The organism is Marinitenerispora sediminis (assembly GCF_003336425.1).
GTDB classification, from domain to species: Bacteria; Actinomycetota; Actinomycetes; order Streptosporangiales; family Streptosporangiaceae; genus Marinitenerispora; species Marinitenerispora sediminis.
Genome location: NZ_QEIO01000102.1, coordinates 1 through 20,036, shown reverse-complemented (window position 1 = coordinate 20,036; position 20,036 = coordinate 1). Strand labels below are relative to the sequence as shown.

Sequence of the window (20,036 nt, the reverse complement as noted above, 5' to 3'; positions counted from 1 at the left end):
CTTCCGTAGCGACGCCGCAGCAACTTCGCAGAAAACAATTTCCTGGGAAGAGGATAGTCGGGACCCGACCTGGCGCCCAGGTCGGGTCCCGACTATCCTCTTCCCAGGAAATTGTTTTCTGCGAAGTTGCTGCGGCGTCGCTACGGAAGGGGCCCAGATGACCAGCGCGCTCGAACCCGGACCCGGCACCCCCGCCGGACGCCTCCCCGTCCTCTACTTCGGCCACGGCGCGCCGCCGCTGGCCGACGACGAGCTCTGGACCGGGCAGTTCGCCGCCTGGTCCCGTGAACTGCCGCGCCCCCGGGCGGTCCTCATCGTGTCGGCGCACTGGGAGGCGGCGCCGGTCACCATCGGCGCCACGAGCACCGTGCCGCTGGTGTACGACTTCTGGGGGTTCCCGCAGCGCTACTACGAGGTGCGCTACCCGGCCCCCGGCGCACCGTGGCTGGCCGAGCGCGTCCGCCGGCTGCTCGGCGGCGGCACCGCGCCGGTCGCCGACGCACCCGACCGCGGGCTCGACCACGGCGCCTACGTGCCGCTGAAGGAGATGTACCCCGACGCCGACGTCCCGGTGCTCCAGGTCTCGCTGCCCACCCTCGACCCCAGTGACCTGTTCGAGGTCGGCCGCCGCATCGCGCCGCTGCGCGACGAGGGCGTACTGATCATGGGCAGCGGCTTCCTCACGCACAACCTGTCGTGCGTGGACATGCGGCAGGGGCCCGGTTACGCGCCCCCGCAGTGGTCCGTGGAGTTCGACGACTGGGCGCACCGCGCCGCGGAGTCCGGCGACATCGACGCGCTGCTGGACTGGCGGGCGAAAGGACCGGCGGCGCACATCGCGCACCCGCGCAGCGAGCACCTCGCTCCGCTGTTCGTCTCCCTCGGTGCCGGCGCCGCGACCACGGAGCGCGCCCGCAGCGTCATCGACGGCTTCTGGTACGGCCTGGCCAAGCGCGCCTTCCAGTTCGACTGAGGCCTGGACACGCCGCCGAGAGCGCACGGAGCCGCCGGCGTCCCCGTACCGGCGTGTGCGGCCGGGCCCGCGCCGCCGGCGCGGGGCGTTCGGGGCCGGTCCGCGCCTCCGCGACGAAGTGTCGGCCGCTCGTGGCAGGCTCGCCCGGAAACGCTCCGAGCAGAGAGCGGCGACATGACGGATCAATCCTTGCTGGATGCCCACGGATTGGCCCTTCCGCTTCCCCCCGACCCGCTGAGCCCCGTGCCGGACGAGGTCGAACGCGGGCTGGCGGCCCACCGGGCGGGTGACGCCCCGGAGGCGCGGGCCCTGCTGACCGCGATCGCCGGCGCGGGACGCAGCGCCGCCTCCGGACACGCGGCCATGGCCCTGGCGGGCATCGAACTCGGCGAGAACGGGCTGGGCGGCCCCTGCCGGAAATGGCTGGAGCAGGTCGCCGCCGGAGAGGACCCCTGGCTGGGCCCCCTGGCCGCCGTGCTGCTCGCCCCGGACCTCCAGCCGGACACGCCCCTGGGCTCCGACCGGGTTCTCCTCCAAAGCCTCGCGGCCCAACTCACCGGCGACCCGGACACGGCCCGGGCGGGATTCGAGCAGGCCGCCGACATTCACCAGGGCACGGGGACCGGGGCCCTCGCCGGCCTCTTCCTCGGCAACCTCCTGATCCAGAGCGGCGACCCGGCCGCGGCTCTCAAGCCGTTGAGGAACGCGCGAGAGATGTGCGACCCCCTGTTCGCGGGCTACGCGGGTTACCTCGAAGGGCACGTCCTCATCGGGCAGGGCGAAGTGAACCAGGCGGGCGAGGTGCTCCAGGAGGCGCACGACGACTCCCACCCGGTCTGCGCCGGGAGTGCCGGTCTGCACCCCTGGGGCGCCGTCCGGTTCGGTGAGCTGCTGGCCGGCGACACGGCATCCCTGGACCTCGGCTACGACCAGATGGAGGCCAGCGGCGTGAGTGAGGGCGTGGTGGTGCGGGAGCCGTTCGAGTCAGCTCTCTACCACCAGGAGCTCAGCCGCCCCGCGCTCGGCGACATCGGCCTCTACCTGTTTGCTCCCCGCGGAGTTCGATCCGGTGCACGCGGGACTGGAGCGCCTGCGGACCTGGAGCGACGAGCGGTACGAGCGCGGCCGCAGGCTCGTCCTCGCGCTGCACACCCATGTCGGGGACGGCCGTGACGGCCAGCGCACCCGGGGACTCGCGGAGCTGCGGGAGAGGCTCGACCTCCCCCGGCCCCGCTGATCGCGGATGAGGGCCCCGGCCGGTTGCCCGGCGGGGTCCCGTCCGGGGCGCCGCCTTCCAGCCGCGCGACCTCCGCCGGGCGCGGACCCGACTTCTGTCAGCCCCGGGACCCCGGATGGAGAGAAGAGAGCGCCGGGCAGCGTACTGGTGCTCCGGCGCTCTTCCCCCACGGGCGTTCGCGGTTCGGCCCGCCCCCGCAGACCTTCCAAGAAGCAGAACCTAGCCCGGCTCCTCCACACCGCCGGCCAGCAGCGGCTCCAGCACCAGGTCCGGGTGGTCGCGCTCGATCACCCGCAGCCGCCACTTGTTGTGCACCAGCACGAGCAGATCGCCGTCGAGGCGGCGGCTGAGCACCTCCGCGCCGGACAGCCCGTGCAGGACGGGCGCGGACGCGGCGTCCGTGCGGCGGGCCAGGTTGTAGTCCAGGTGGGACAGCTCGATCGGCGCCCGGAACTCGTGCTCCATCCGGTGGCGGACCACGTCGAACTGCAGTGGGCCGACCGCGGCGAGGACGGGGGCCTGCTCGCCGCGTACGTCCGAGACGAGCACCTGCACCACGCCCTCGGTGTCCAGCTGCTCGATCCCGCGCCGGAACTGCTTGTAGCGGCCCGAGTCCACCGCCCGCGCCACCGCGAAGTGCTCCGGCGCGAAGCTCGGGATCGGCGGGAACTCCACCGGGTCGCCGTCGAAGAGCGTGTCGCCGACGCGCAGCGCGTTGGCGTTGACCAGCGCGATCACGTCGCCGGGGTAGGCGGTGTCGATGGTCTGCCGCTCGCTGCCGAACACGGCCTGGGAGTACTTCGTCGCGAACGGCCGCCCGGTCGCCGCGTGGGTGAGCACCATGCCGCGGTCGAACCGCCCCGAGCAGACCCGCACGAACGCCATCCGGTCCCGGTGCTGCTTGTCCATGTTGGCCTGCATCTTGAAGACCAGGCCCGAGAACGGCGCCTCCACCGGACGCGGCTCGCCCGAGGTGTCGCGCTGCGCCGAGGGAGCGGGAGCCAGCCGGACCAGGCTCTCCAGCAGCGCGGCGACCCCGAAGTTGGGCAGCGCGGCGCCGAACAGCACTGGTGAGGACTCGCCCGCCAGGAACGACTCCTCGTCGAAGTCCGCGCCGATCTCGCCGAGCAGCTCGATCTCCTCCTGGGCCTGCTCCCAGGCGGCGCCCTCGACCTCGGCGGCGCGCTCCGCGTCCATCGGCTCCTCCTCGGCGCGGGTGGCGCCGCCGGGGGTGCGGTGCAGCTTGGTGTAGCGGCCGGTGGTGCGGTCGATCAGGCCGCGGAAGTCACCCGCGATGCCCACCGGCCAGTTCAGCGGGGTGGGACGCAGCCCGATCCGCTGCTCGATCTCGTCCAGCAGCTCCAGCGGTTCCCGCCCCGGGCGGTCCCACTTGTTGACGAAGGTGACAACCGGGATCTTGCGTGCCCGGCAGACGTCGAACAGCTTCAGCGTCTGCGGCTCCAGGCCCTTGGCCGAGTCCAGCAGCATGATCGCGCTGTCCACGGCGGCCAGCACCCGGTAGGTGTCCTCGGAGAAGTCCGCGTGGCCGGGGGTGTCGAGCAGGTTGAGGACCCGGTCGGCGTAGTCGATGCGCAGTGCGGCCGAGGTGATGGAGATGCCGCGCGCGCGTTCCATCTCCATCCAGTCTGAGGTCACGCCCCGCCGGTCGCCCTTGCCGTGCACGGCGCCGGCCGAGGTGATGGCCGCGGCGTGCAGCGCCAGCGCCTCGGTCAGCGTCGACTTACCGGCGTCGGGGTGTGAGATCACCGCGAACGTCCGGCGCCGCGCGGCCTCGGCCGCCGCCTCCGAACCCTTGCGCGTCGGGGTCTCCGCTGCCGCAGTCACCGGATGTCTCTCCTTGCTCAGGCACTGGCCCGTTCTGCTGATCCCCCGCCAGTGCCGTGCCGCTCACTCCGGCGCAGCCCCACGGCGGCCTCCGCCCATGCTAGGGCGTGTCCGGCGCTGGCCGTTCGTCCCCGGGCCGGCGCCGGACGTCCGGTGCCCCCACGCGCGGCCGGTCCGTCAGCCGCTCGTTTCCTGACGGAGACGGGGGACGGGGGATGGGGGAAGGTAGGGCGAGTGCGGCGCCCCGGCCGGGCGGCCCGCCCCTCGGAGGCGGACCACGCCGAAGGCGTCCCCAGTGAACCTTCGGCGTGCCGCCGCGCGTCCCGCACCGTGCTCGCGCCCGTCGAACCGTTCTCGGGCGGTGAGGGGCACGCCTCGACCCGCCTCCGGCCGGACCTCAGCCGAGGAGGCGGCCGATCTCCGGGCCGAACAGCACGGCGGCCATGGCGAGGGTGAACACCGCCGAGGTGCGCACGGTCGCCCTGAGCTGGTCGCCGTGGTCCGCCAGCCACCACTGCCAGCGGCGGCGCAGCGAGGGCGCCGGGGGCTTGGCGGCGCGCTGCGGCCAGTAGTCGAGTCCGTTCACCTCGGCGCGCAGCCGGGCGATGTCGTGGTGGGTGACCACGCGCGCGGGCCTGCTCGACCGGGGAGGCCGGGCGGCGGCGACGGCCATCCAGTGCGGGAGGACGGTCTGCGGGGCGTCCGGCGGAGCGAGGGTGGTGCTGGGGGTGGCCATGACGGTTCTCCTTCTGGTCGGTTCCTGGTGGTCGTCGGAGTACGGGCGGCCTCCGTTCGGGGCCGCCCGTGGTCGGACCGGGTGCGCTAGATTCGGGGTGCCGCGCCGGCCCTGCTTGTCCCAGGGCCGGCGCGGTTGTCTGTCGGCGCTCATGCGGCGGGAAGGACGGCGGCCGGGCGGCGGGGCAGTGTGAACCACACCTGCCGGTAGGAGTGGTCGCCGTCGGTGCCCCAGTCATGGGAGAGGGCGTCAACGAGGGCGAGGCCGCGACCGTCCTCGTCCCAGACCCGGTCACGGTGCGGGCGCAGGACGGCCGTCCGTGAGCCCATGCCGCGTACTCGGACACAGACCTCACTGATCCACACCTCGACGGCGACGGAGAACGGCCGAGGAGCGACGAGGGTGGGCGGCTGCCCGGGGCGCAGGTTGGCGGTGTCGCCGTGGATCAGGGCGTTGGTCGCGAGTTCGCTGGTGAGCAGCGTAGCGGTGTGGGCGAGGTCGGGGGGCTCTTTCCGGAGGATCGCGCCGACGCTGTCGCGGGCGATCCGGATGTCGTCGAGGTGGAGGCCGGAGAGGCGGACGGTGACGACGGTGCGGAGGCAGTTGACGGGTGAAATCATCAATAGTCCTAATCGAATTGGACAAAAGGAAACATTGATAAATTGATGTGCAATGGTCTGATTTGGCGGAGATTGTGACGCGGTGCGGTCTGGCGAATCTCGTGGTTGTCGAAGGCGGATGAAAATGCAATGCCCAAGTTAAGAAAACAATCCGGGAATGAAAATGGGGGGTGTAGAACTGCCCTAAAACGTCCATCGGGACTTGGGTGGTGTACTAAATGTCCGGAAGTCGCAAGCTGGCCATAGGATTCGGCTACCAGAACGCGAGGAGCGATCCGAAGATGGCCAGTAGCCCGCCCCTGCGACGCAGGCGACTCTCACGACGCCTCCGTGAACTGCGCGAGGCCAAAGGAATCACGTCGGAGCAGGTCACCACCGAGGCGAAGGAACGCGGTGGGCGCTGGTCGCGCGGCAAGCTCACCCGGATCGAGAACAACGAGTGGGCACGGCCGAACGTCAAGGACGTCGACGTTCTGCTCGACATCTACGGTGTTAGCGATCCCGATGAGCGTGAGTCCTACCTCGCCCTGGCCCGGCAGGCACGTCAGCGCGGCTGGTGGGTGAGCTACTCCGATGTGATCGGACGCGGCACTTATGTGGGTCTGGAGATCGAAGCCTCGCGCATACGCACTTACGAGGCGCTGGTGATTCCCGGGCTGCTGCAGACCGAGTCGTAACTGCGCGCCATCGCGCGCAGTTACGGCATTACCGACCAAGGGGAGGTCGATCGTCGTGTGGAGGCGCGGGAGATGCGAAAGCAGATCCTCATCCGATCCGACGCGCCGCGTATCTGGGCCATCATCGATGAGGCCGCGCTGCACCGCATCCCAGCTCAGCTCCGTGAGGAGCAGGTTCGCTACCTCATCGAAGTCCAGCGTCCGTGGCTACGGGTTCAGGTCCTTCCCTTCGCTGTAGGACTGCACGCTGCGACAACCGGCAGCTTCGTCATCCTGGACTTCCCGGAGGATCCGCCGGTGGTATACAGGGAGGACGTGATGGCCGAGCTGTTCTACGAGGAACCCGTAGAGATCGAACACTGTGAGATGGTCTACGACCATGTGCAGGCGTCGGCGCTTTCGGTCGAGGACTCACAGGTCTTCCTAGAGCAGATGATCCAGTAGAAGGACCCTCATGCTTGCCGCATCCCGCCTCGACTTCCGCAAGTCCAGCTACAGCCAAGCCAAGACGCAGAACTGCGTGGAGGTTGCTGATCTCCCCGGTGGGGCTGCGGTTCGTGACAGTCAGAACCCGGATGCCGGATTCATTGTGTTCCCGGCTGCCGAGATGGCGGTGTTCCTCGCTGATGTGAAACGCGACCGGCTGTGACCCGCCCGGCAGCCCCAGTCTGGGGCTGCCGACTCTACGAGGAGCACGAGTTAATGGAGCTGAGGTTCCGCAAGAGCAGTTACAGCAACCGCAATCAGAACTGCGTGGAGGTCGCGTTCCACAAGAGTAGTTACAGCAATCGCAATCAGAACTGCGTGGAGGTCGCCGCCCTCTCCACCGGCCACTCAGCGGTCCGCGACTCCCAGCACCCCCACGCCGGCCACCTCGACTTCCCCGCCGCCGAGTGGTCCGCCTTCGTCGCCGTCCTCACCCGGGACACCGCCACCCGGTGATCGTCATCGGCCTGTCGTCCGGCACCTCGGTGGACGGCATCGACGTGGCCGTCGCCGATCTCCGCCTCGACGGCGACACCATCCATCTCACCCCGCTCGGCCACCGCGAGGCCGGCTACCCGACCGACCTGCGCGCGGATGTGCTCGCCGCGCTGCCGCCTGCCCAGGTCACCATGGCCGAGGTCTGCCGGCTGGACACCCGGATCGGGCAGGCGTTCGCGGATGCGGCGCGGCTGGCGCAGGCCGAGCTGTGCCCCGGCGGGCGGGCCGATCTCGTCGTCTCGCACGGGCAGACCGTGTACCACTGGGTCGAGGACGGCGCGGTGCGCGGCACCCTGCAACTCGGCCAGCCGGCGTGGATCGCCGAGACCACCGGCCTGCCGGTCGTCTCGGACCCGCGCGCCCGCGACGTCGCGGCGGGCGGGCAGGGGGCGCCGCTCGCGAGCACGCTCGACGTGCTCTGGCTGGCCGGCCGCGACGCTCCGGCCGCCGCGCTCAACCTCGGCGGGATCGCCAACCTCACGGTGGTCGCACCCGGGCGCGACCCCGTCGCCTTCGACGTCGGCCCGGCCAACGCGCTGCTGGACGCCGCCGTGGCCCGCGCCACCGGCGGCCGGGCGCACCTGGACCGCGACGGCGCCGGCGCGCGGCGCGGCCGGGTGCACGGCGACCTCCTCGCCCGGCTCCGGGCCGACCCCTACTACGCCCGGCCGGCACCGAAAACCACCGGCAAGGAGCTCTTCCACGCCGGCTACCTGGAGGCCGCGCTCGCCGGCCGCGCCGTCTCCCACGACGACCTGCTGGCCACCCTCGTCGCCCTCACCGCGAGCACGGTGGCCGACGCCTGCCGCGCGTACGGCGTCACCGAGGTCGTCGCCTCTGGCGGCGGGATGCGCAACCCGGCCCTGGTGGACGCGCTGCGCACCGCGCTGGCCCCGGCCCGGCTGCGCACCGCGCGCGACCTCGGCATCGACCCCGATGCCAAGGAGGCGTACCTGTTCGCGCTGCTCGGCTTCCTCACCTGGCACGGCGTCCCCGCCACCATCCCGTCCTGCACGGGCGCGAGCCGCGCGACGCTGGTCGGCCGGGTCAGCCCCGCCACCGGGACGGCCCTGCCTCCCGCGCGGCTGCGCATCACCGGACCCGGCGACCGGGACCCGGGCGCGCGGGACGGATGACGGGCCGGACCGGCCGCCGTTCCGCCGCCGCCCCGGGTCCGCCCGGGTCCGGGCTCAGGCGCCCACCACCGCGCTGTAGCCGTTGACGGCCGGCTGCCCGCCCAGGTGGGCGTAGAGCACCGTGGAGTCCGGGCCGATCTCGCCGCGGCGCACGAGGTCGATCAGCGCCGCCATGGACTTCCCCTCGTACACCGGGTCGGTGATCATGCCCTCCAGGCGGGCGGCGGTGTGGATGGCGTCGATGGTGGCGGCGTCCGGGATGCCGTAGGTGCCGGCGTGGTAGCGCTCGTCCAGGACGATCTCGGCGTCGGTGATCTCCCGGCCGACGCCGACGAGGTCCGCGGTGCGCCGGGCGATGCGGGCCACCTGGCCGCGGGTCTCGGCTGGCGTGGCGGAGGCGTCGATGCCGATGATCCGGCGCGGGCGCCCACCCAGTGCGGCGCCCGCGATCATCCCGCCCTGGGTGCTGCCGGTGACCGAGCAGACCACGATGGTGTCGAAGAAGACCCCCAGTTCCGCCTCCTGCCGCTCCAGCTCGCGCACCCAGGCGGCGAAGCCGAGGCCGCCGAGCCGGTGGTCGGAGGCGCCGGCCGGGATGGCGTACGGGGTCCCGCCCGCGGCGACGACCTCGTCCAGGGCCTGTTCCCAGCTCTCCTTGACCCCGATCCCGAATCCGGCCCGGACCAGCCGGACGTCGGCGCCGAGGATGCGGGACAGCTGGATGTTGCCCACCCGGTCATAGACGCTGTCGGGCCAGTCGACCCAGCTCTCCTGCACCAGCACCGCGCGCAGCCCGGCCCGGGCGGCGGCCGCGGCCACCTGGCGGGTGTGGTTGGACTGCACGCCGCCGATGGAGACCAGGGTGTCGGCGCCCTGGGCGAGCGCGTCGGCCACCAGGTACTCCAGCTTCCGGGTCTTGTTGCCGCCGAACGCCAGGCCGGAGTTGACGTCCTCGCGCTTGGCCCAGATCCCGGGGTGGCCGAGGTGGTCGCCGAGCCGGTCCAGCCGGTGGACGGGGGAGGGGCCGAACAGCAGCGGGAAGCGGGCGAAGGAATCGAGGGACATCAGCGGGCACCTTTCGGGACGGCGTCGGCGTCGGAGTGGCGGCGTGGGAGGCCCGGCCGGGCGGGGCCATGGGCCGGGGTGGGGATCAGCGCGGCTCCGGCCGCCCGGACGGGGTGTTCGGCGCGGCGTCCGTGTCGGCCAGCTCGGCCAGCTCGGCCCAGATCCGGCGGGTGATCTCGGCGGCGCGCTCGACGTCCCCGGCGGCGCAGGCGGCGACGAACTCGTCGTGCCGGCGGATCGAGCGCTGGCCCGGCAGCGTCCCGAAGCGCTGGCGTTCCAGCCGGCGCAACCGGGGCGTGTAGCGGTGGATGGTCTCGGCGAGCGCCGCGTTGCCGCACACGGCGACGGGAACGTCGTGGAAGGCGTCGTCCGCCTCGACGGCCTCGTCGACCGCCCCGGCGCGCACCGCGTCGGCGAAGCGCCGGTTGGCCGCCCGCATGGCCTCCAGGTGGTCCGGGGACATCCGCGGCACGGCCGCACGCACCGCCGTCTCGTGGAGCGCGCGCACGACGTCCAGCGCGTCGCGGACGGCGCGCAGGTCCAGTGGCGCCACCCGGGTGTAGCTCTGCGGTTTGGAGACCACCAGCCCCTCGGCGGTGAGCCGCGCGAGCGCCTGGCGGACGGGACCCCGCGACAGGCCCATGCGCTCGGCGAGGTCGGCGTCGCGCAACGGCTGCCCGGGAGCGAGTTCGCCCGAGACGATGGCGGTACGCAGCGTCACGTACACCTCGTCGCGCAGCAGCCGGCGGCCGATGGGGCGCAGCGGACGGGACGGTGAGTGTGCCTGTGCCTCCATGAGCTGAAATGTTAGATGTCACCTCGCTCGCCGGCAAGCCCGCGGTGCGGCCTGCCAGGCTGGGAGCATGCGCTGGAACGCCGCCCAGGCCCGTGCGCGGTTCGCCGCGGAACGCGTCGCTCGGCTGGCCACCGCCGACGCCGCCGGCCGGCCGCACCTCGTTCCGGTGGTCTTCGCCACCGGAGCCGACGGCGACGGCGACACCGTCGTCATCGCCGTCGACCGCAAGCCCAAGCGCACCCGGGAGCTCAAACGGCTGGCCAACATCGCGGAGAACCCGCGGGTCTGCCTCCTCGCCGACGCCTACGACGACGACTGGGACCGCCTCTGGTGGTGCCGTGCGGACGGCGAGGCCGAGGTCGTCCGCTCCGGACCGCGCCGGGCCGCCGCGCTGCGGCTGCTCGCCCGCCGCTACCAGCACTACGTCGAGGACCCACCGGACGGGCCGGTGATCCTCGTGCACGTGACCCGCTGGTCCGGCTGGTCCGCCCGCCCGCCGGGCGGGGACCTACCGGAGGCGGACTGAGCACCCGGCGCCATCGCGTCGTCCAGCGGCCCAGCCGTAGGACGGGGCCCGCCGACCGGCGATGGGGGGGCACCGGCCCAGCCTTCACCCGGGGCGGCGGGGGCTCTCCGGAGCGTTCACCCGGCCGCCGCCGAGGACGCCGCACCGGCCCCGGTCCGCCGCCGACCGCCCACCCGCTACGTGTGCCGGCGTCCCGGCGGGTCGGGGACCCGCGACCCTGCGCGCGGCGCGGGTGGGCGTCCGCCGCCAGCGGTGGCAGCGCCCACCAGCACTCCCGCCCCGACGCCGGCGGGTGCCCGGTCCCGGCCGCGCCGACCGCCGCGCGGCCGTCGGGCTGCCTGGTGGACCGGCGAGGGCGGCTCGGCCGGCAGGGCAGCGCGTCGCCCCCGCGGCGGCGCCTGCGGGCAGGGAGCGGCCTGGACCGCGCCGACGGCGGCCCGCAGCAGGCCGTACGTCTCAGGACGACACTCTGTAGCAGGCGGCCATCGCGGCGGCACGGTCGCCCAGGGAGGTGCGCAACCACTGCGGGGCGAGGACCTCCGCGTCCGCGGCGAGCTGCCACAGCGCCCATTCGGCGTGCCTCGCGTCTTGGAAGGCCGCCTCCAGCCGCAGCCAGCCGTCCGCGTCGGTTTGCTCGGCACGGACAGCCAGCGCCGTGCCCACCAGCTCCTCGCGCCGGGCCGGGTCCGCCCGTACCAGCACCATGACCTGGTCGCCGCCGGTCCGGAACCGCGTACCGCGTTCCTGCCAGGCCCGGTCCAGATCGACCCGGTCGGGGCGCTGCGCGGGTTCGTGGAGTTCCTCGGCGGCCGACACCCGGGCCAGCCGGTAGGTGCGGTCCGCGCCAGACCTCGTGGCCAGCAGGTAGCCCTGGCCGCGTACGGTGACCAGGCCGATCGGGTCCACGGTGCGCCACTTCGGGCCTGGTCCGCAGCCGCGTAGTGGATGCGCAGCTTGTGTCCGGCGAAGACCGCGCGCCGGATCTCGGCAACGACCGCCTCGGGCACCTCCTCGTCGACCACGCGCCGCGAGAGGAGGTCGGTCTCCGGGTCGACGAGCAACCGCTGCGCCGCACCGACCGCGGTGTCCCGAGAGCTGTCGGGCAGCGCGTCAACCACCTTGAGCATGGCCGAAGCGAGCGCCGAGCCGAGGCCGAACACCTGCGCGCCACGCCGTGATCCGGCGACCAGCAGGGCGAGCGCCTCGTCGTGGTTCAGCCCGGTGAGCTCGGTCTGGAAGCCCGGCAGCAACGCGAAGCCGCCGTGCCGGCCGCGTTCGGCGTAGACCGGGACGCCGGCTGCGGACAGCGCCTCGATGTCCCGCAGCACGGTGCGGGTGGACACCTCCAGTTCGCGGGCCAGCGTGGCCGCGGACAGCCGACCGCGCTGGCGCAGCAGCAGCACCAGCGAGACCAACCGATCGGCGCGCATACGAGAACTCTAGCCAGATACACGACAAAGGATGTCGTGATTTGTTGGGAGGCTTCCCACACGACGTCAAAGACGTGCGGCTACCGAGCCGACGGACGTACGTCCACCCGACGAATCGAATGGAGCTGATGTGGCGCTGGAACGGACGGCGGTCAACCCCGTGACGTGGTCGGCCGAGATGGGATTCAACCAGGGAGAGATCGTCTCCGGGCACACCCGCACCCTGTACTGCTCCGGGCAGACCGCCATGAGCGGCGAGGGCAAACCCCTGCACGACGGTGACATGGCGGCCCAATTGGCGCTGAGTATCGACAACCTGGAGGCCGTGCTCGGCGAGGCCGACATGTCACTCGCGAACCTCGTCCGGCTCAACGTCTACACCACCGACGTCGATCTGCTCTTCCAGCACTACGGCGTGCTGGCCGCGCGGTTGGGCGCCGCCATGGTGGCGCCGACCACCACGATGCTCGGCGTGACACGGCTGGCGATCCCCGGCCAGATGGTCGAGCTGGAGGGGACCGCCGTGGCGTGATCTGACCTCCCCCCGCCCGTGCCGGTCGGACCGGCACGGGCGAGGGGAGGTCTGCCGCGCGCAGGAGCGCGGCAGTCGGCGTTGGGGGCTTCGCGGTCCCGCGCGGCCGCCACCCGGTTCGGCGGGCTGGCCGTCCCCGTCCTCGGGATCCGCTGAACGCCGGACACGCGGCAGTGGACCGGTGAGGGCGGGTCGGTCGGCCGGGAGGGCCTGTGCGGACCGGGGCAGTGCCGCGGGGGCGGCCTCGGACGGACGGCGGTTCGGGCGCGGGTGTGCGTTGACGGGCGGGGCGCCGAGCCGGTAGATCGTCGGGAGCGACCCACGACCACCGCGAGACGGGAGCCGGAACGTGAGCAGGATCCCCAGGCTGCGCCCCGAGCAGCTCGACGAGCGGCAGCGCGCCGTCTACGCGGACATCGCGGGCGGACCGCGTGCGGCCGGGCCGCAGCTGTTCCGGCTGACCGGTGACGACGGCGCCCTGGAGGGGCCCTTCAACGCGATGCTGCTGCAGCCGGCGCTCGGCGACGCGCTGCAGCGCCTGGGCGGCGCCATCCGCTACGAGGGCGCTCTCTCCGACCGGGCGCGCGAGCTGGCCATCCTCGTGGTGGCCGCGCACTGGGACAGCGCGTTCGAACGCCACGCGCACGAGGCGGTGGGCGCGCACGTCGGACTCACCGAGGCCGAACTCGCGGCCGTCCGCACCGGCGGCGACCCGGGCCTGGACGACCCCGTGGAGGCGGCAGTCGTCCGGACCGCCCGGCTGCTCACCGCGCGCGCCGGCCTCACCGATGACGAGTACGCCGAGGCGGTGCGGGTGCTGGGCCCGGCCGGACTGTTCGAGCTGACCACGCTGGTCGGCTACTACGCGACCCTCGCGCTGCACCTCCGGGTGTTCGGCGTGGAGCGCTGATCCGCGCCACCGGGAGAACGGCTGGCCCGGGATCCCGGATGTCCGCTCCACGATGCGGCGCGCGACGGCCACGGCGTCCGGACCGGAACCAGCTGCCCGCTGGCCCTGGGAGGTATGACGCGGACCGGGCCGGCTCCACGGAGCCGGCCCGGTCGCGTACGGGGTGCCGTGCGGCTACTGGAAGAGCCGCTCCAGTCCGCGGAGCGCGCGCCGCAGGACCTGGTCGCTCGACGGGCTGAACCCGGTGACGGTCGGGTGGATGTAGACGAGTTCGCGGTCGGCCAGATCGCCGAGCAGCACCTGGGTCACCCCGAGCGGGATGCGCAGCGCCGCGGAGATCTCGGCGACGGACCGGGTCTCGCGGCACAGCACGATGATGCTCTGCGACTCCGGCATCAGGTTCTGCGGCGGCTCGTCGGCCGGATTCGTGGTGGAGATCAGCGTCTGCACCATGAGCGGGTGGCGCGAGCGCGTCCGTCCGCCGGTGTAGGTGTAGGCGCGGATGCGCGCCCCCCTGCGCTTGCGCGAGCTTCCTGCCACGGCGACTTCTTCCGGGGTCGGATAACGGCCTGCCGGACCAGCGGGCATCATGACCGGCTCACCGCGCTCGGCCGTTCGGTCCGTCCGTATCCCGGCCGGAACCGGTCCCGCCCCGGCGGTGCCGGGAGGTGCGGTGCCGCCGGGGCGGCCGGGGAAGGGTCTGGTGACGCTGTGCTTGTCACAACACGACTCCTCAATGGGGGATCAGCGAGGACGTATCCGGCATGCCCGCGGCGTGCAGGGCGCCGGGGCCTCGGGGTGCGTGCCATGTCCGAGCGGTGAGACGGGGACTGCGCCGGTCTCGCGGAGAACGAGGACGGAAACACCGTCACGGCCGATATTCCGAGACTGGGGACGGACCACCCGCGTGAATACTCACGGTAATGGGTGTGATATCGCAGAGCATATTCGGCTTCCCAGCACCGGTGGTTCGTCGAAAAACCACGAGACGGCAACGATGTGAATCGCAGCCTAGCGCAGGAGGCCTGGCATCGCAGGGGGTCGAGCTTATCAGCGAGTTCGGGAGATTCCGTGGCGAGCCGGTCGTTGGATGGTGGGAAGAGGTGGTGTTTGGGGGTGTTGGAGGCTGAATGCCGGATTTGCAGCCCAGTGTTCCGCTTGGGGGATTTTGGGGGCCAAGAGTGCGAGACCGCAGGTAGGAGGCCGGTGTCGGCTGGGCGTGCCGACCGTCACCCTCTGTCATCGATGTGGGGGACGTCATAGCGGTCGCGCGGAGGTCCCCGCCTGTCCCACCGGGGTGCCTCGGGGCGAGCTGGAGCGAGCTGCCGTGTCCGCGCCGTGGCCCGGTACCGGCTGGTGCCCGCCGGGCCGAGCGGGCGGGCGGCGGGCGTGTCCGTGGTGATCGGCCTGCTGGTGTCCCCCCGCGGAGCGGATGCGGGAGGGGTCGGCCGGTATCGGCCGGCGGGCCGTCGGTGCGGCCGGCCGCCCGCCGCGCGTCCACAGGAGGTTTCGGCGGAGTGGCGGTGCTGCGTCGTCCGGCTGGTCGCTGACCGTAATCGGCCTACCCTAGACCACTGCCGCGGAGGGCAGAACCCCTATTCGCATCCCCCTCTTCCGGTCCAGAATGCCGTGGTTTCGATGGTTCGTGCGAGAAAGTCCAGGTGGTGCCGCCGGCAGTGCGGTTTGCGGTGAGAGTGACGCCACCATAATTGATAAACCGTCAATACCATCGCAAAAATAGAAAGGAAAGGGCTTTTTCGGCGACTTGCTGTCCGCATCAGGACAGGTGGTCGACACGTCGTGCCGCTTTTCCTACATTCAGTGGTCGTGCTTTCCTGTGGACCAAATCCCCCAATGCGAAGGATGTGGGAAATGTCCAGATATGGACAGGGAGGCGAGGTCACGGGGCCGAGCCGGCGGAGCGCCGTCCGCGGTGCGCTGCTGGTGGCCGGTGGGACGCTGCTCGCCGGCGCCGTCGACCTGGGCACCGCGCGCGGCGTGCTGGCGGCGGCGCAACCGACCATCCACACCCGCGGCGCGTGGAACGCCCGAGCCCCCCGGAGCGCGGTGGACGTGTTCAACCGCAGGCCGGACCACATCGTGGTGCACCACACCGCGACCGCGAACTCCACCAACTACACGCAGAGCCAGGCGTTCGCGCTGTCGCGGTCGATCCAGAACTACCACATGGACACGCAGGGCTGGAAGGACATCGGCCAGCAGCTCACCATCAGCCGCGGCGGCCACATCGTCGAGGGGCGCAGCCAGTCGCTGCCGACCATGCGCAACCGGACGTTCAACCTCGGGACGCACGTCTCCGGCCACAACGACCACACGGTCGGCATCGAGAACGAGGGCACCTACACCTCCGCCACCCCGCCGACCGCGCTGTTCAACTCGCTGGCCGCCACCTGCGCGTGGCTGTGCGCCCAGTGGAGCCTCGACCCCGCCACCGCCATCGTCGGCCACCGCGACTACAACGCCACGGCCTGCCCCGGCGACCGGCTGTACGCGATGCTGCCGCAGCTCCGCCGGGAGGCTGCCAACCGGCTGGCGCGGCTGGAGGCCCGGCTGGACACCCTCGGCTACAGCGAGATCCCGCAGGACCACTGGCCGACCTACCCCGAGGTGCCCGAGGCGGAGCGGGCGGCCGAGTTCCACCACGGCCCGGCGCTGGGTCCCGGCGACGCCGCGGGCTGACCCCCGTCCGACGCGCGCTTCCGCCCCGCCGGCCGACCCCGCCGCCGTTCAGCGGCGGTCACGCCCGGGGCGGCGGCGGGGGTGGCGGTGGTAGCGCCGCGGCCGCCGCCGGCAGCACGTGGTCACGGTACGGTGCCGCCACCAGCTGCAGCCCCACGGGGCAGCCGTCCGGGCTCCACCCCGCCGGAACGCTGATGGCCGGATGCCCGCCTACGTTGAACGCCCAGGTCAGCGCGACGTTCATTCGCTCCCCGGGGCCCTCGTGGGCGTGCGGCGGATACGGCACCGTAGGAGTGAGGAGCAGGTCCACCCTCTCGAACACGCGGGCCAGCCGCTGGTCGTTCGCGGCGCGCAGCGCCGCGGCCGCCGGGTCCGGGCCGGCACGCAGCGCGTGCCAGGCGGCGGACGGATCCGCGAGGCGGGGCTCCGGCCCGTCGCGCAGCTCGATCCCGCCGACCGCCGCGAGGCGGCACGCCGCGCCGTAGGCGGTCCGTGCGACCTCGGGGTCGGTGTCGGCGAACCCGAGCGTCGCCGACCAGAGGGCGGTCAGCCGCGACCGCTCCCGCAGCGTCCGGGTGAAGCGGCCGGCCGCGGCGGGGAAGAGCACGTCCAGGACGACCGCGAGGTCCTCGGCGTCCCAGGTGAGCGCCCCCAGGGCGCCGAGCCCGTCGCCGCGCGCGGTGGGCAGCAGCGCGTTCGTCGGCTTCATGCCGACGACCCCGCACCACGCCGCGGGGATCCGCAGGGATCCGGCGCTGTCCCCGCCGGTGGCGAGCGGCACCATCCCCGCCGCCACCGCGGCGGCCGACCCGGCCGACGAGCCGCCGGGGACCCGGTCCGCCCGCCACGGGTTGGCGGTCGGCCCCCGGTCGGTGCTTCCCCAGGTCTGCCACGGAGTCGCCGGGTCCGGCACCGAGGTCGAGCCGACCGGTACGCAGCCGGCGGCGACCAGCCGCCGGGCCGGCACCGATCCGGTGCTGCCCCACGCCTTCACCGCGAGCGGGACACCGGCCAGCCGCGGCGGGTCCCCGCGCCGCACGGCGTCGTCCACCCGCGCGGCCAGCCGGGCCGCGCGCTCCGGCCAGACCTCGCGGAAGGCGCGCAGGGCCGGGTCGCGGGCCCCGATCACGGCGAGGGCGTCGGCGACCACGGCCGCCGCAGTGGTCGTGCCGCTCCGCACGCGGCGGGCGATGCCGCGCACACTCGGCCGGTCGTCCGGTCCGGCGGCCGGACCCGGACCGCCGGACCGCAGCGGGGCGTCCGTCATCGGGGCTGCCACTCCTCGCTTCTTCCTCCGCGGCCGGGACCGGGCCGCACCGTCCGGCCGCGCCGCTCGGGCTCCAGCGTGGCACGTAGCGGTGCGGCGGGACGCGGCCGGTGGCCGATCCGGAATCCGCCCGGAACCCGGCTGCTCCCGCGTGCGGTTCCCGGTGGGAATCCTGCCGCCGTCCGGCCCGCCCGGACCCCCGGCGGGCACGGGGCGGTGCGGAGCGCCTCGCCATGGGATGTGGGCGGGATGACGTTTCTTCACACGCGGATGAGATTCCCGTCACAGGTGGAGCGAGATCGACTCCCGGGGGTGACTCGTCACTGCGGGTCACGCGCGGAGCGTGACGAATGATCACCAATCAATGCCATATGTGAACCCATGTGATGCCACATCGGGATCTGGAATCCGCAATGTCGATGTGGTTGACTCTGTCCGTCGCATTCGGGCCGGCGGACGTGGCGTCGAAGGCGACCTGGGAAAGTCGGCAAAAACTCGCTGTTCCGGTGAAAAGGGCGGGAGAGCGCCCGGACAAGGGAATGGGTGATGGGAACAGCCATGTACCGGGAATCTCGGAGGCGAAACTTTCGAGAATTGCCGCCGCGCCAGGGAAGGTACGGTCCGCCATTCGCGGCCCCGCGCCATTCGCCGACGCGACCCGAGGGCGCGGTGTGCCCGTTCCCACCTCGATCCGGGTCCTTTCCGGCGTCCCGTGGTGCTCCGCCGCCGCGGACTCCCGCTGGACGGGTAGACCCGCCACCCCTCCCCATGACCGCGGCTCACCGCGCCGGCGGCGGGCATCCGCCGCCCACTGGTGCGGTGTGGTCGGCCGCCGGGCCCTGACCCCGCCCATGCGGCCGGCCGTTCGCGCGGCGTCGGCGGCGGAGCGCTGCCGCCTCCGCCGGTCAACTCGTTGACCTGCTGAGGCAGCGCTCCGGTGCGGGTGCTGGCGCGTGCCGGCCGCTGCCGCGGTGCGGCCGCGGGTGCCCGTCATGGGTGGCACGCTCCGTTCCGCTCCCGCGGGCTGCCACCGGACAGCGCCGTCCGGTGACAGCCCGGCGCCGTGGCGCGGTCGCGTGCGATCGCGTCCGGCGCGCCGACCCGCGCCGCGTCCGCCCACTGGCACGCGCCCGGGAGGCGGCCGGAGCCGGCCCGCCGCAGCGGTCCGCGGCCGCGCTCGCCGTTCGAACCGTACACGTGCCCCACTTATTCGGTCGCCGCCATTCCACGTGATCCGGAAAGGAGTGCGTTCCTCCCTCGTCGCTCGGCGGTTCCGCATTGTCCGGCCATTCGTTTCGACTCTTTTTCGAACAATCTCTCACGCCATTCTCCGGTGGCCGGTCCGCCGGTCGCTGATCATGCCCGAGAAAGGTGGTTGTCAATGACGGAAAAGCTGGTGGAAATGCCTTCGGCGTGCGCGGCGGCCCGGATTTCCGGCCCCGTTCCGCCGGCAGGACCCCCGAGGAACGGCCGTCCGCGCGCCGAGGCGGTGCCGCCATGCTGAGACGCGTCCTCGTCACGGGAAGTAGCGGGATGCTCGGGACGGCGCTCGTCGAGCGCCTGGCACGGGACGGCTGCGAGACCGTCGGACTCGACCTGGTGCACCCGGCCGGGTCGCCGCTGTCCCGGCAGGTGCGCGGGGACGTCCGCGATCCGGACGCCGTCCGCGGTGCCGCCCGGGGCGTGGACCTCGTCGTGCACAGCGCGTCCGCGCTGCCCAGCTACTCCGCCGCGCAGATCGACTCCATCGTCGTCGGTGGTACTCGGACCGTGCTGACCGAGGCGCGCCGGCTCGGCATCCCCCGCGTCGTGCACCTGTCCACCGGGTCGGTCTACGGGCTGCCGACACTGGTCCCCACGCCCGAGACGCATCCGCGCCAGCCGGTCGACGCCTACGGCCGCGCCAAGGCCCGGGCCGAGGAGCTGGCCGAGGAGTTCCGTGCCGACGGCATGGTGGTCCCGGTGCTGCGGCCCAAGACCTTCGTCGGCCCGGGGCGGCTCGGGATCTTCTCCATGCTCTTCGAGTGGGCGGAGGAGGGTCGCAACTTCCCGGTGCTCGGCAGCGGCGACAACCGCAACCAGATGCTCGACGTCGAGGACCTGGTCGATGCCGTCCTACGGGCGGGAGCGCTCCCAGACGACGTGGTCAACACCGAGTTCAACGTCGGGGCCGCCGAGTTCGGAACGCTGCGGGAGGACTTCCAGGCCGTCCTCGACGCCGCCTCCCGTGGCCGGCGGGTCGTCTCGCTGCCGATGCGTCCCGCCGTGGCGGCCCTGGAGCTGCTGGCCCGGGCCGGCGTCTCCCCGGTGTACCGGCGCCTGATCCACAAGCTGTGCGCGGACTCCTACATGGACATCCGGCGCATCCGGGACCGCCTCGGGTTCACCCCCCGCTACTCCAACCGCGAGGCCATCCTGCGCAGCTTCGAGTGGTGGCGGCAGCAGCCGAAGGACGCGCGGCCGAGCGCGGCCGGACGCACCAGCCGCGATCCGTGGCGGCAGGGCGCGCTCGCGCTCGCCAAGGCCGCCTTCTGACCCGACCCACCAGCGCCCGATCTCCCACCCCACGAGGAGATGCCTTGTCCGCCGCTGACCCCCGAAT

General features: G+C 72.8%; 18 protein-coding genes and 2 pseudogenes. 12 read left to right on the top strand and 8 right to left on the bottom strand.

Annotated elements, in window-relative coordinates:
• Positions 1–157: 157 nt before the first annotated feature.
• The gene (locus tag DEF28_RS18630) at positions 158–973 is read left to right on the top strand and encodes a dioxygenase family protein (RefSeq protein WP_114400097.1); all 816 of its coding nucleotides are present in this window, start codon (positions 158–160) and stop codon (positions 971–973) included.
• A gap of 174 nt (positions 974–1,147) precedes the next feature.
• On the top strand, positions 1,148–2,146 hold the full coding sequence (locus tag DEF28_RS18625; RefSeq protein WP_114400096.1) for a tetratricopeptide repeat protein: 999 nt from the start codon (positions 1,148–1,150) through the stop codon (positions 2,144–2,146).
• Between the two features lie 283 nt (positions 2,147–2,429).
• Here DEF28_RS18625 and DEF28_RS18620 read toward each other — a convergent pair whose 3' ends face one another.
• The 3 genes from DEF28_RS18620 to DEF28_RS18610 form a co-directional block, all read right to left on the bottom strand.
• Positions 2,430–4,055: a peptide chain release factor 3 gene (locus DEF28_RS18620; RefSeq protein WP_114400095.1), complete on the bottom strand. Its 1,626-nt coding sequence runs from the start codon at positions 4,053–4,055 to the stop codon at positions 2,430–2,432.
• 397 nt (positions 4,056–4,452) lie between these two features.
• Positions 4,453–4,791, bottom strand: coding sequence for a hypothetical protein (locus DEF28_RS18615; protein ID WP_114400094.1), 339 nt, complete (start codon positions 4,789–4,791; stop codon positions 4,453–4,455).
• A gap of 149 nt (positions 4,792–4,940) precedes the next feature.
• Positions 4,941–5,411 carry an ATP-binding protein gene (locus DEF28_RS18610; RefSeq protein ID WP_114400093.1) on the bottom strand — a complete coding sequence of 157 codons (471 nt, stop codon included), beginning with the start codon at positions 5,409–5,411 and terminating at the stop codon, positions 4,941–4,943.
• A gap of 218 nt (positions 5,412–5,629) precedes the next feature.
• Between DEF28_RS18610 and DEF28_RS18605 the strand changes: the two are divergent.
• The 4 genes and pseudogenes from DEF28_RS18605 (at position 5,630) to DEF28_RS18590 (ending at position 8,208) form a co-directional block, all read left to right on the top strand.
• Positions 5,630–6,532, top strand: a pseudogene (locus DEF28_RS18605) (DUF5753 domain-containing protein).
• Positions 6,533–6,542: 10 nt separating this feature from the next.
• Positions 6,543–6,737, top strand: coding sequence for a DUF397 domain-containing protein (locus tag DEF28_RS18600; RefSeq protein WP_114400092.1), 195 nt, complete (start codon positions 6,543–6,545; stop codon positions 6,735–6,737).
• A 53-nt stretch (positions 6,738–6,790) separates the two neighbouring features.
• Positions 6,791–7,030 carry a DUF397 domain-containing protein gene (locus DEF28_RS18595; RefSeq protein ID WP_114400091.1) on the top strand — a complete coding sequence of 80 codons (240 nt, stop codon included), beginning with the start codon at positions 6,791–6,793 and terminating at the stop codon, positions 7,028–7,030.
• Positions 7,027–8,208 carry an anhydro-N-acetylmuramic acid kinase gene (locus DEF28_RS18590; protein WP_114400090.1) on the top strand — a complete coding sequence of 394 codons (1,182 nt, stop codon included), beginning with the start codon at positions 7,027–7,029 and terminating at the stop codon, positions 8,206–8,208. The genes DEF28_RS18595 and DEF28_RS18590 overlap by 4 nt, the downstream gene beginning before the upstream one ends.
• A 54-nt stretch (positions 8,209–8,262) precedes the next feature.
• Here DEF28_RS18590 and DEF28_RS18585 read toward each other — a convergent pair whose 3' ends face one another.
• Complete coding sequence (locus DEF28_RS18585; protein ID WP_114400089.1) at positions 8,263–9,273, bottom strand: 1-aminocyclopropane-1-carboxylate deaminase; 1,011 nt, start codon at positions 9,271–9,273, stop codon at positions 8,263–8,265.
• A gap of 85 nt (positions 9,274–9,358) precedes the next feature.
• Positions 9,359–10,069, bottom strand: a complete 711-nt coding sequence (locus DEF28_RS18580; RefSeq protein WP_114400088.1) for a GntR family transcriptional regulator — start codon at positions 10,067–10,069, stop codon at positions 9,359–9,361.
• A gap of 67 nt (positions 10,070–10,136) precedes the next feature.
• Here DEF28_RS18580 and DEF28_RS18575 point away from each other — a divergent pair, with 67 nt between their 5' ends.
• Positions 10,137–10,595 carry a TIGR03668 family PPOX class F420-dependent oxidoreductase gene (locus tag DEF28_RS18575; RefSeq protein WP_114433525.1) on the top strand — a complete coding sequence of 153 codons (459 nt, stop codon included), beginning with the start codon at positions 10,137–10,139 and terminating at the stop codon, positions 10,593–10,595.
• 456 nt (positions 10,596–11,051) lie between these two features.
• Here DEF28_RS18575 and DEF28_RS18570 read toward each other — a convergent pair.
• Positions 11,052–11,956 (bottom strand): annotated as a pseudogene (locus tag DEF28_RS18570) (helix-turn-helix transcriptional regulator).
• On the opposite strand from DEF28_RS18570, the gene DEF28_RS28840 reads away from it, so the two are divergent.
• From DEF28_RS28840 to DEF28_RS18560, 3 genes are all read left to right on the top strand, one after another.
• Complete coding sequence (locus DEF28_RS28840) at positions 11,910–12,038, top strand: hypothetical protein (protein ID WP_258862693.1); 129 nt, start codon at positions 11,910–11,912, stop codon at positions 12,036–12,038. The pseudogene DEF28_RS18570 and the gene DEF28_RS28840 sit on opposite strands and share 47 nt — an antisense overlap.
• A 123-nt stretch (positions 12,039–12,161) precedes the next feature.
• The gene (locus tag DEF28_RS18565; protein WP_114400628.1) at positions 12,162–12,557 is read left to right on the top strand and encodes a RidA family protein; all 396 of its coding nucleotides are present in this window, start codon (positions 12,162–12,164) and stop codon (positions 12,555–12,557) included.
• A gap of 349 nt (positions 12,558–12,906) precedes the next feature.
• Positions 12,907–13,467: a carboxymuconolactone decarboxylase family protein gene (locus tag DEF28_RS18560; RefSeq protein WP_114400626.1), complete on the top strand. Its 561-nt coding sequence runs from the start codon at positions 12,907–12,909 to the stop codon at positions 13,465–13,467.
• Positions 13,468–13,641: 174 nt separating this feature from the next.
• Here DEF28_RS18560 and DEF28_RS18555 read toward each other — a convergent pair whose 3' ends face one another.
• Complete coding sequence (locus tag DEF28_RS18555) at positions 13,642–14,007, bottom strand: DUF742 domain-containing protein (RefSeq protein WP_233515395.1); 366 nt, start codon at positions 14,005–14,007, stop codon at positions 13,642–13,644.
• Between the two features lie 1,332 nt (positions 14,008–15,339).
• On the opposite strand from DEF28_RS18555, the gene DEF28_RS18550 reads away from it, so the two are divergent.
• Positions 15,340–16,167 carry a peptidoglycan recognition protein family protein gene (locus DEF28_RS18550; protein WP_114400627.1) on the top strand — a complete coding sequence of 276 codons (828 nt, stop codon included), beginning with the start codon at positions 15,340–15,342 and terminating at the stop codon, positions 16,165–16,167.
• A gap of 58 nt (positions 16,168–16,225) precedes the next feature.
• Here DEF28_RS18550 and DEF28_RS18545 read toward each other — a convergent pair whose 3' ends face one another.
• Positions 16,226–17,434, bottom strand: a complete 1,209-nt coding sequence (locus tag DEF28_RS18545) for an amidase family protein (protein WP_114446182.1) — start codon at positions 17,432–17,434, stop codon at positions 16,226–16,228.
• 1,497 nt (positions 17,435–18,931) lie between these two features.
• Here DEF28_RS18545 and DEF28_RS18535 point away from each other — a divergent pair.
• Positions 18,932–19,969: an NAD-dependent epimerase/dehydratase family protein gene (locus DEF28_RS18535; protein WP_114400802.1), complete on the top strand. Its 1,038-nt coding sequence runs from the start codon at positions 18,932–18,934 to the stop codon at positions 19,967–19,969.
• The last annotated feature ends 67 nt before the right edge of the window (positions 19,970–20,036 follow it).

What these genes read in the sequence shown, in the direction of transcription:
- DEF28_RS18630 (WP_114400097.1), top strand. Translation starts at nt 158, where the DNA reads ATGACCAGCGCGCTCGAACCCGGACCCGGCACCCCCGCCGGACGCCTC.
- DEF28_RS18625 (WP_114400096.1), top strand. Translation starts at nt 1,148, where the DNA reads ATGACGGATCAATCCTTGCTGGATGCCCACGGATTGGCCCTTCCGCTT.
- DEF28_RS18615 (WP_114400094.1), bottom strand. Translation starts at nt 4,791, where the DNA reads ATGGCCACCCCCAGCACCACCCTCGCTCCGCCGGACGCCCCGCAGACC.
- DEF28_RS18610 (WP_114400093.1), bottom strand. Translation starts at nt 5,411, where the DNA reads ATGATTTCACCCGTCAACTGCCTCCGCACCGTCGTCACCGTCCGCCTC.
- DEF28_RS18600 (WP_114400092.1), top strand. Translation starts at nt 6,543, where the DNA reads ATGCTTGCCGCATCCCGCCTCGACTTCCGCAAGTCCAGCTACAGCCAA.
- DEF28_RS18595 (WP_114400091.1), top strand. Translation starts at nt 6,791, where the DNA reads ATGGAGCTGAGGTTCCGCAAGAGCAGTTACAGCAACCGCAATCAGAAC.
- DEF28_RS18585 (WP_114400089.1), bottom strand. Translation starts at nt 9,273, where the DNA reads ATGTCCCTCGATTCCTTCGCCCGCTTCCCGCTGCTGTTCGGCCCCTCC.
- DEF28_RS18580 (WP_114400088.1), bottom strand. Translation starts at nt 10,069, where the DNA reads ATGGAGGCACAGGCACACTCACCGTCCCGTCCGCTGCGCCCCATCGGC.
- DEF28_RS18575 (WP_114433525.1), top strand. Translation starts at nt 10,137, where the DNA reads ATGCGCTGGAACGCCGCCCAGGCCCGTGCGCGGTTCGCCGCGGAACGC.
- DEF28_RS28840 (WP_258862693.1), top strand. Translation starts at nt 11,910, where the DNA reads ATGTCCCGCAGCACGGTGCGGGTGGACACCTCCAGTTCGCGGGCCAGC.
- DEF28_RS18550 (WP_114400627.1), top strand. Translation starts at nt 15,340, where the DNA reads ATGTCCAGATATGGACAGGGAGGCGAGGTCACGGGGCCGAGCCGGCGG.
- DEF28_RS18545 (WP_114446182.1), bottom strand. Translation starts at nt 17,434, where the DNA reads ATGACGGACGCCCCGCTGCGGTCCGGCGGTCCGGGTCCGGCCGCCGGA.
- DEF28_RS18535 (WP_114400802.1), top strand. Translation starts at nt 18,932, where the DNA reads ATGCTGAGACGCGTCCTCGTCACGGGAAGTAGCGGGATGCTCGGGACG.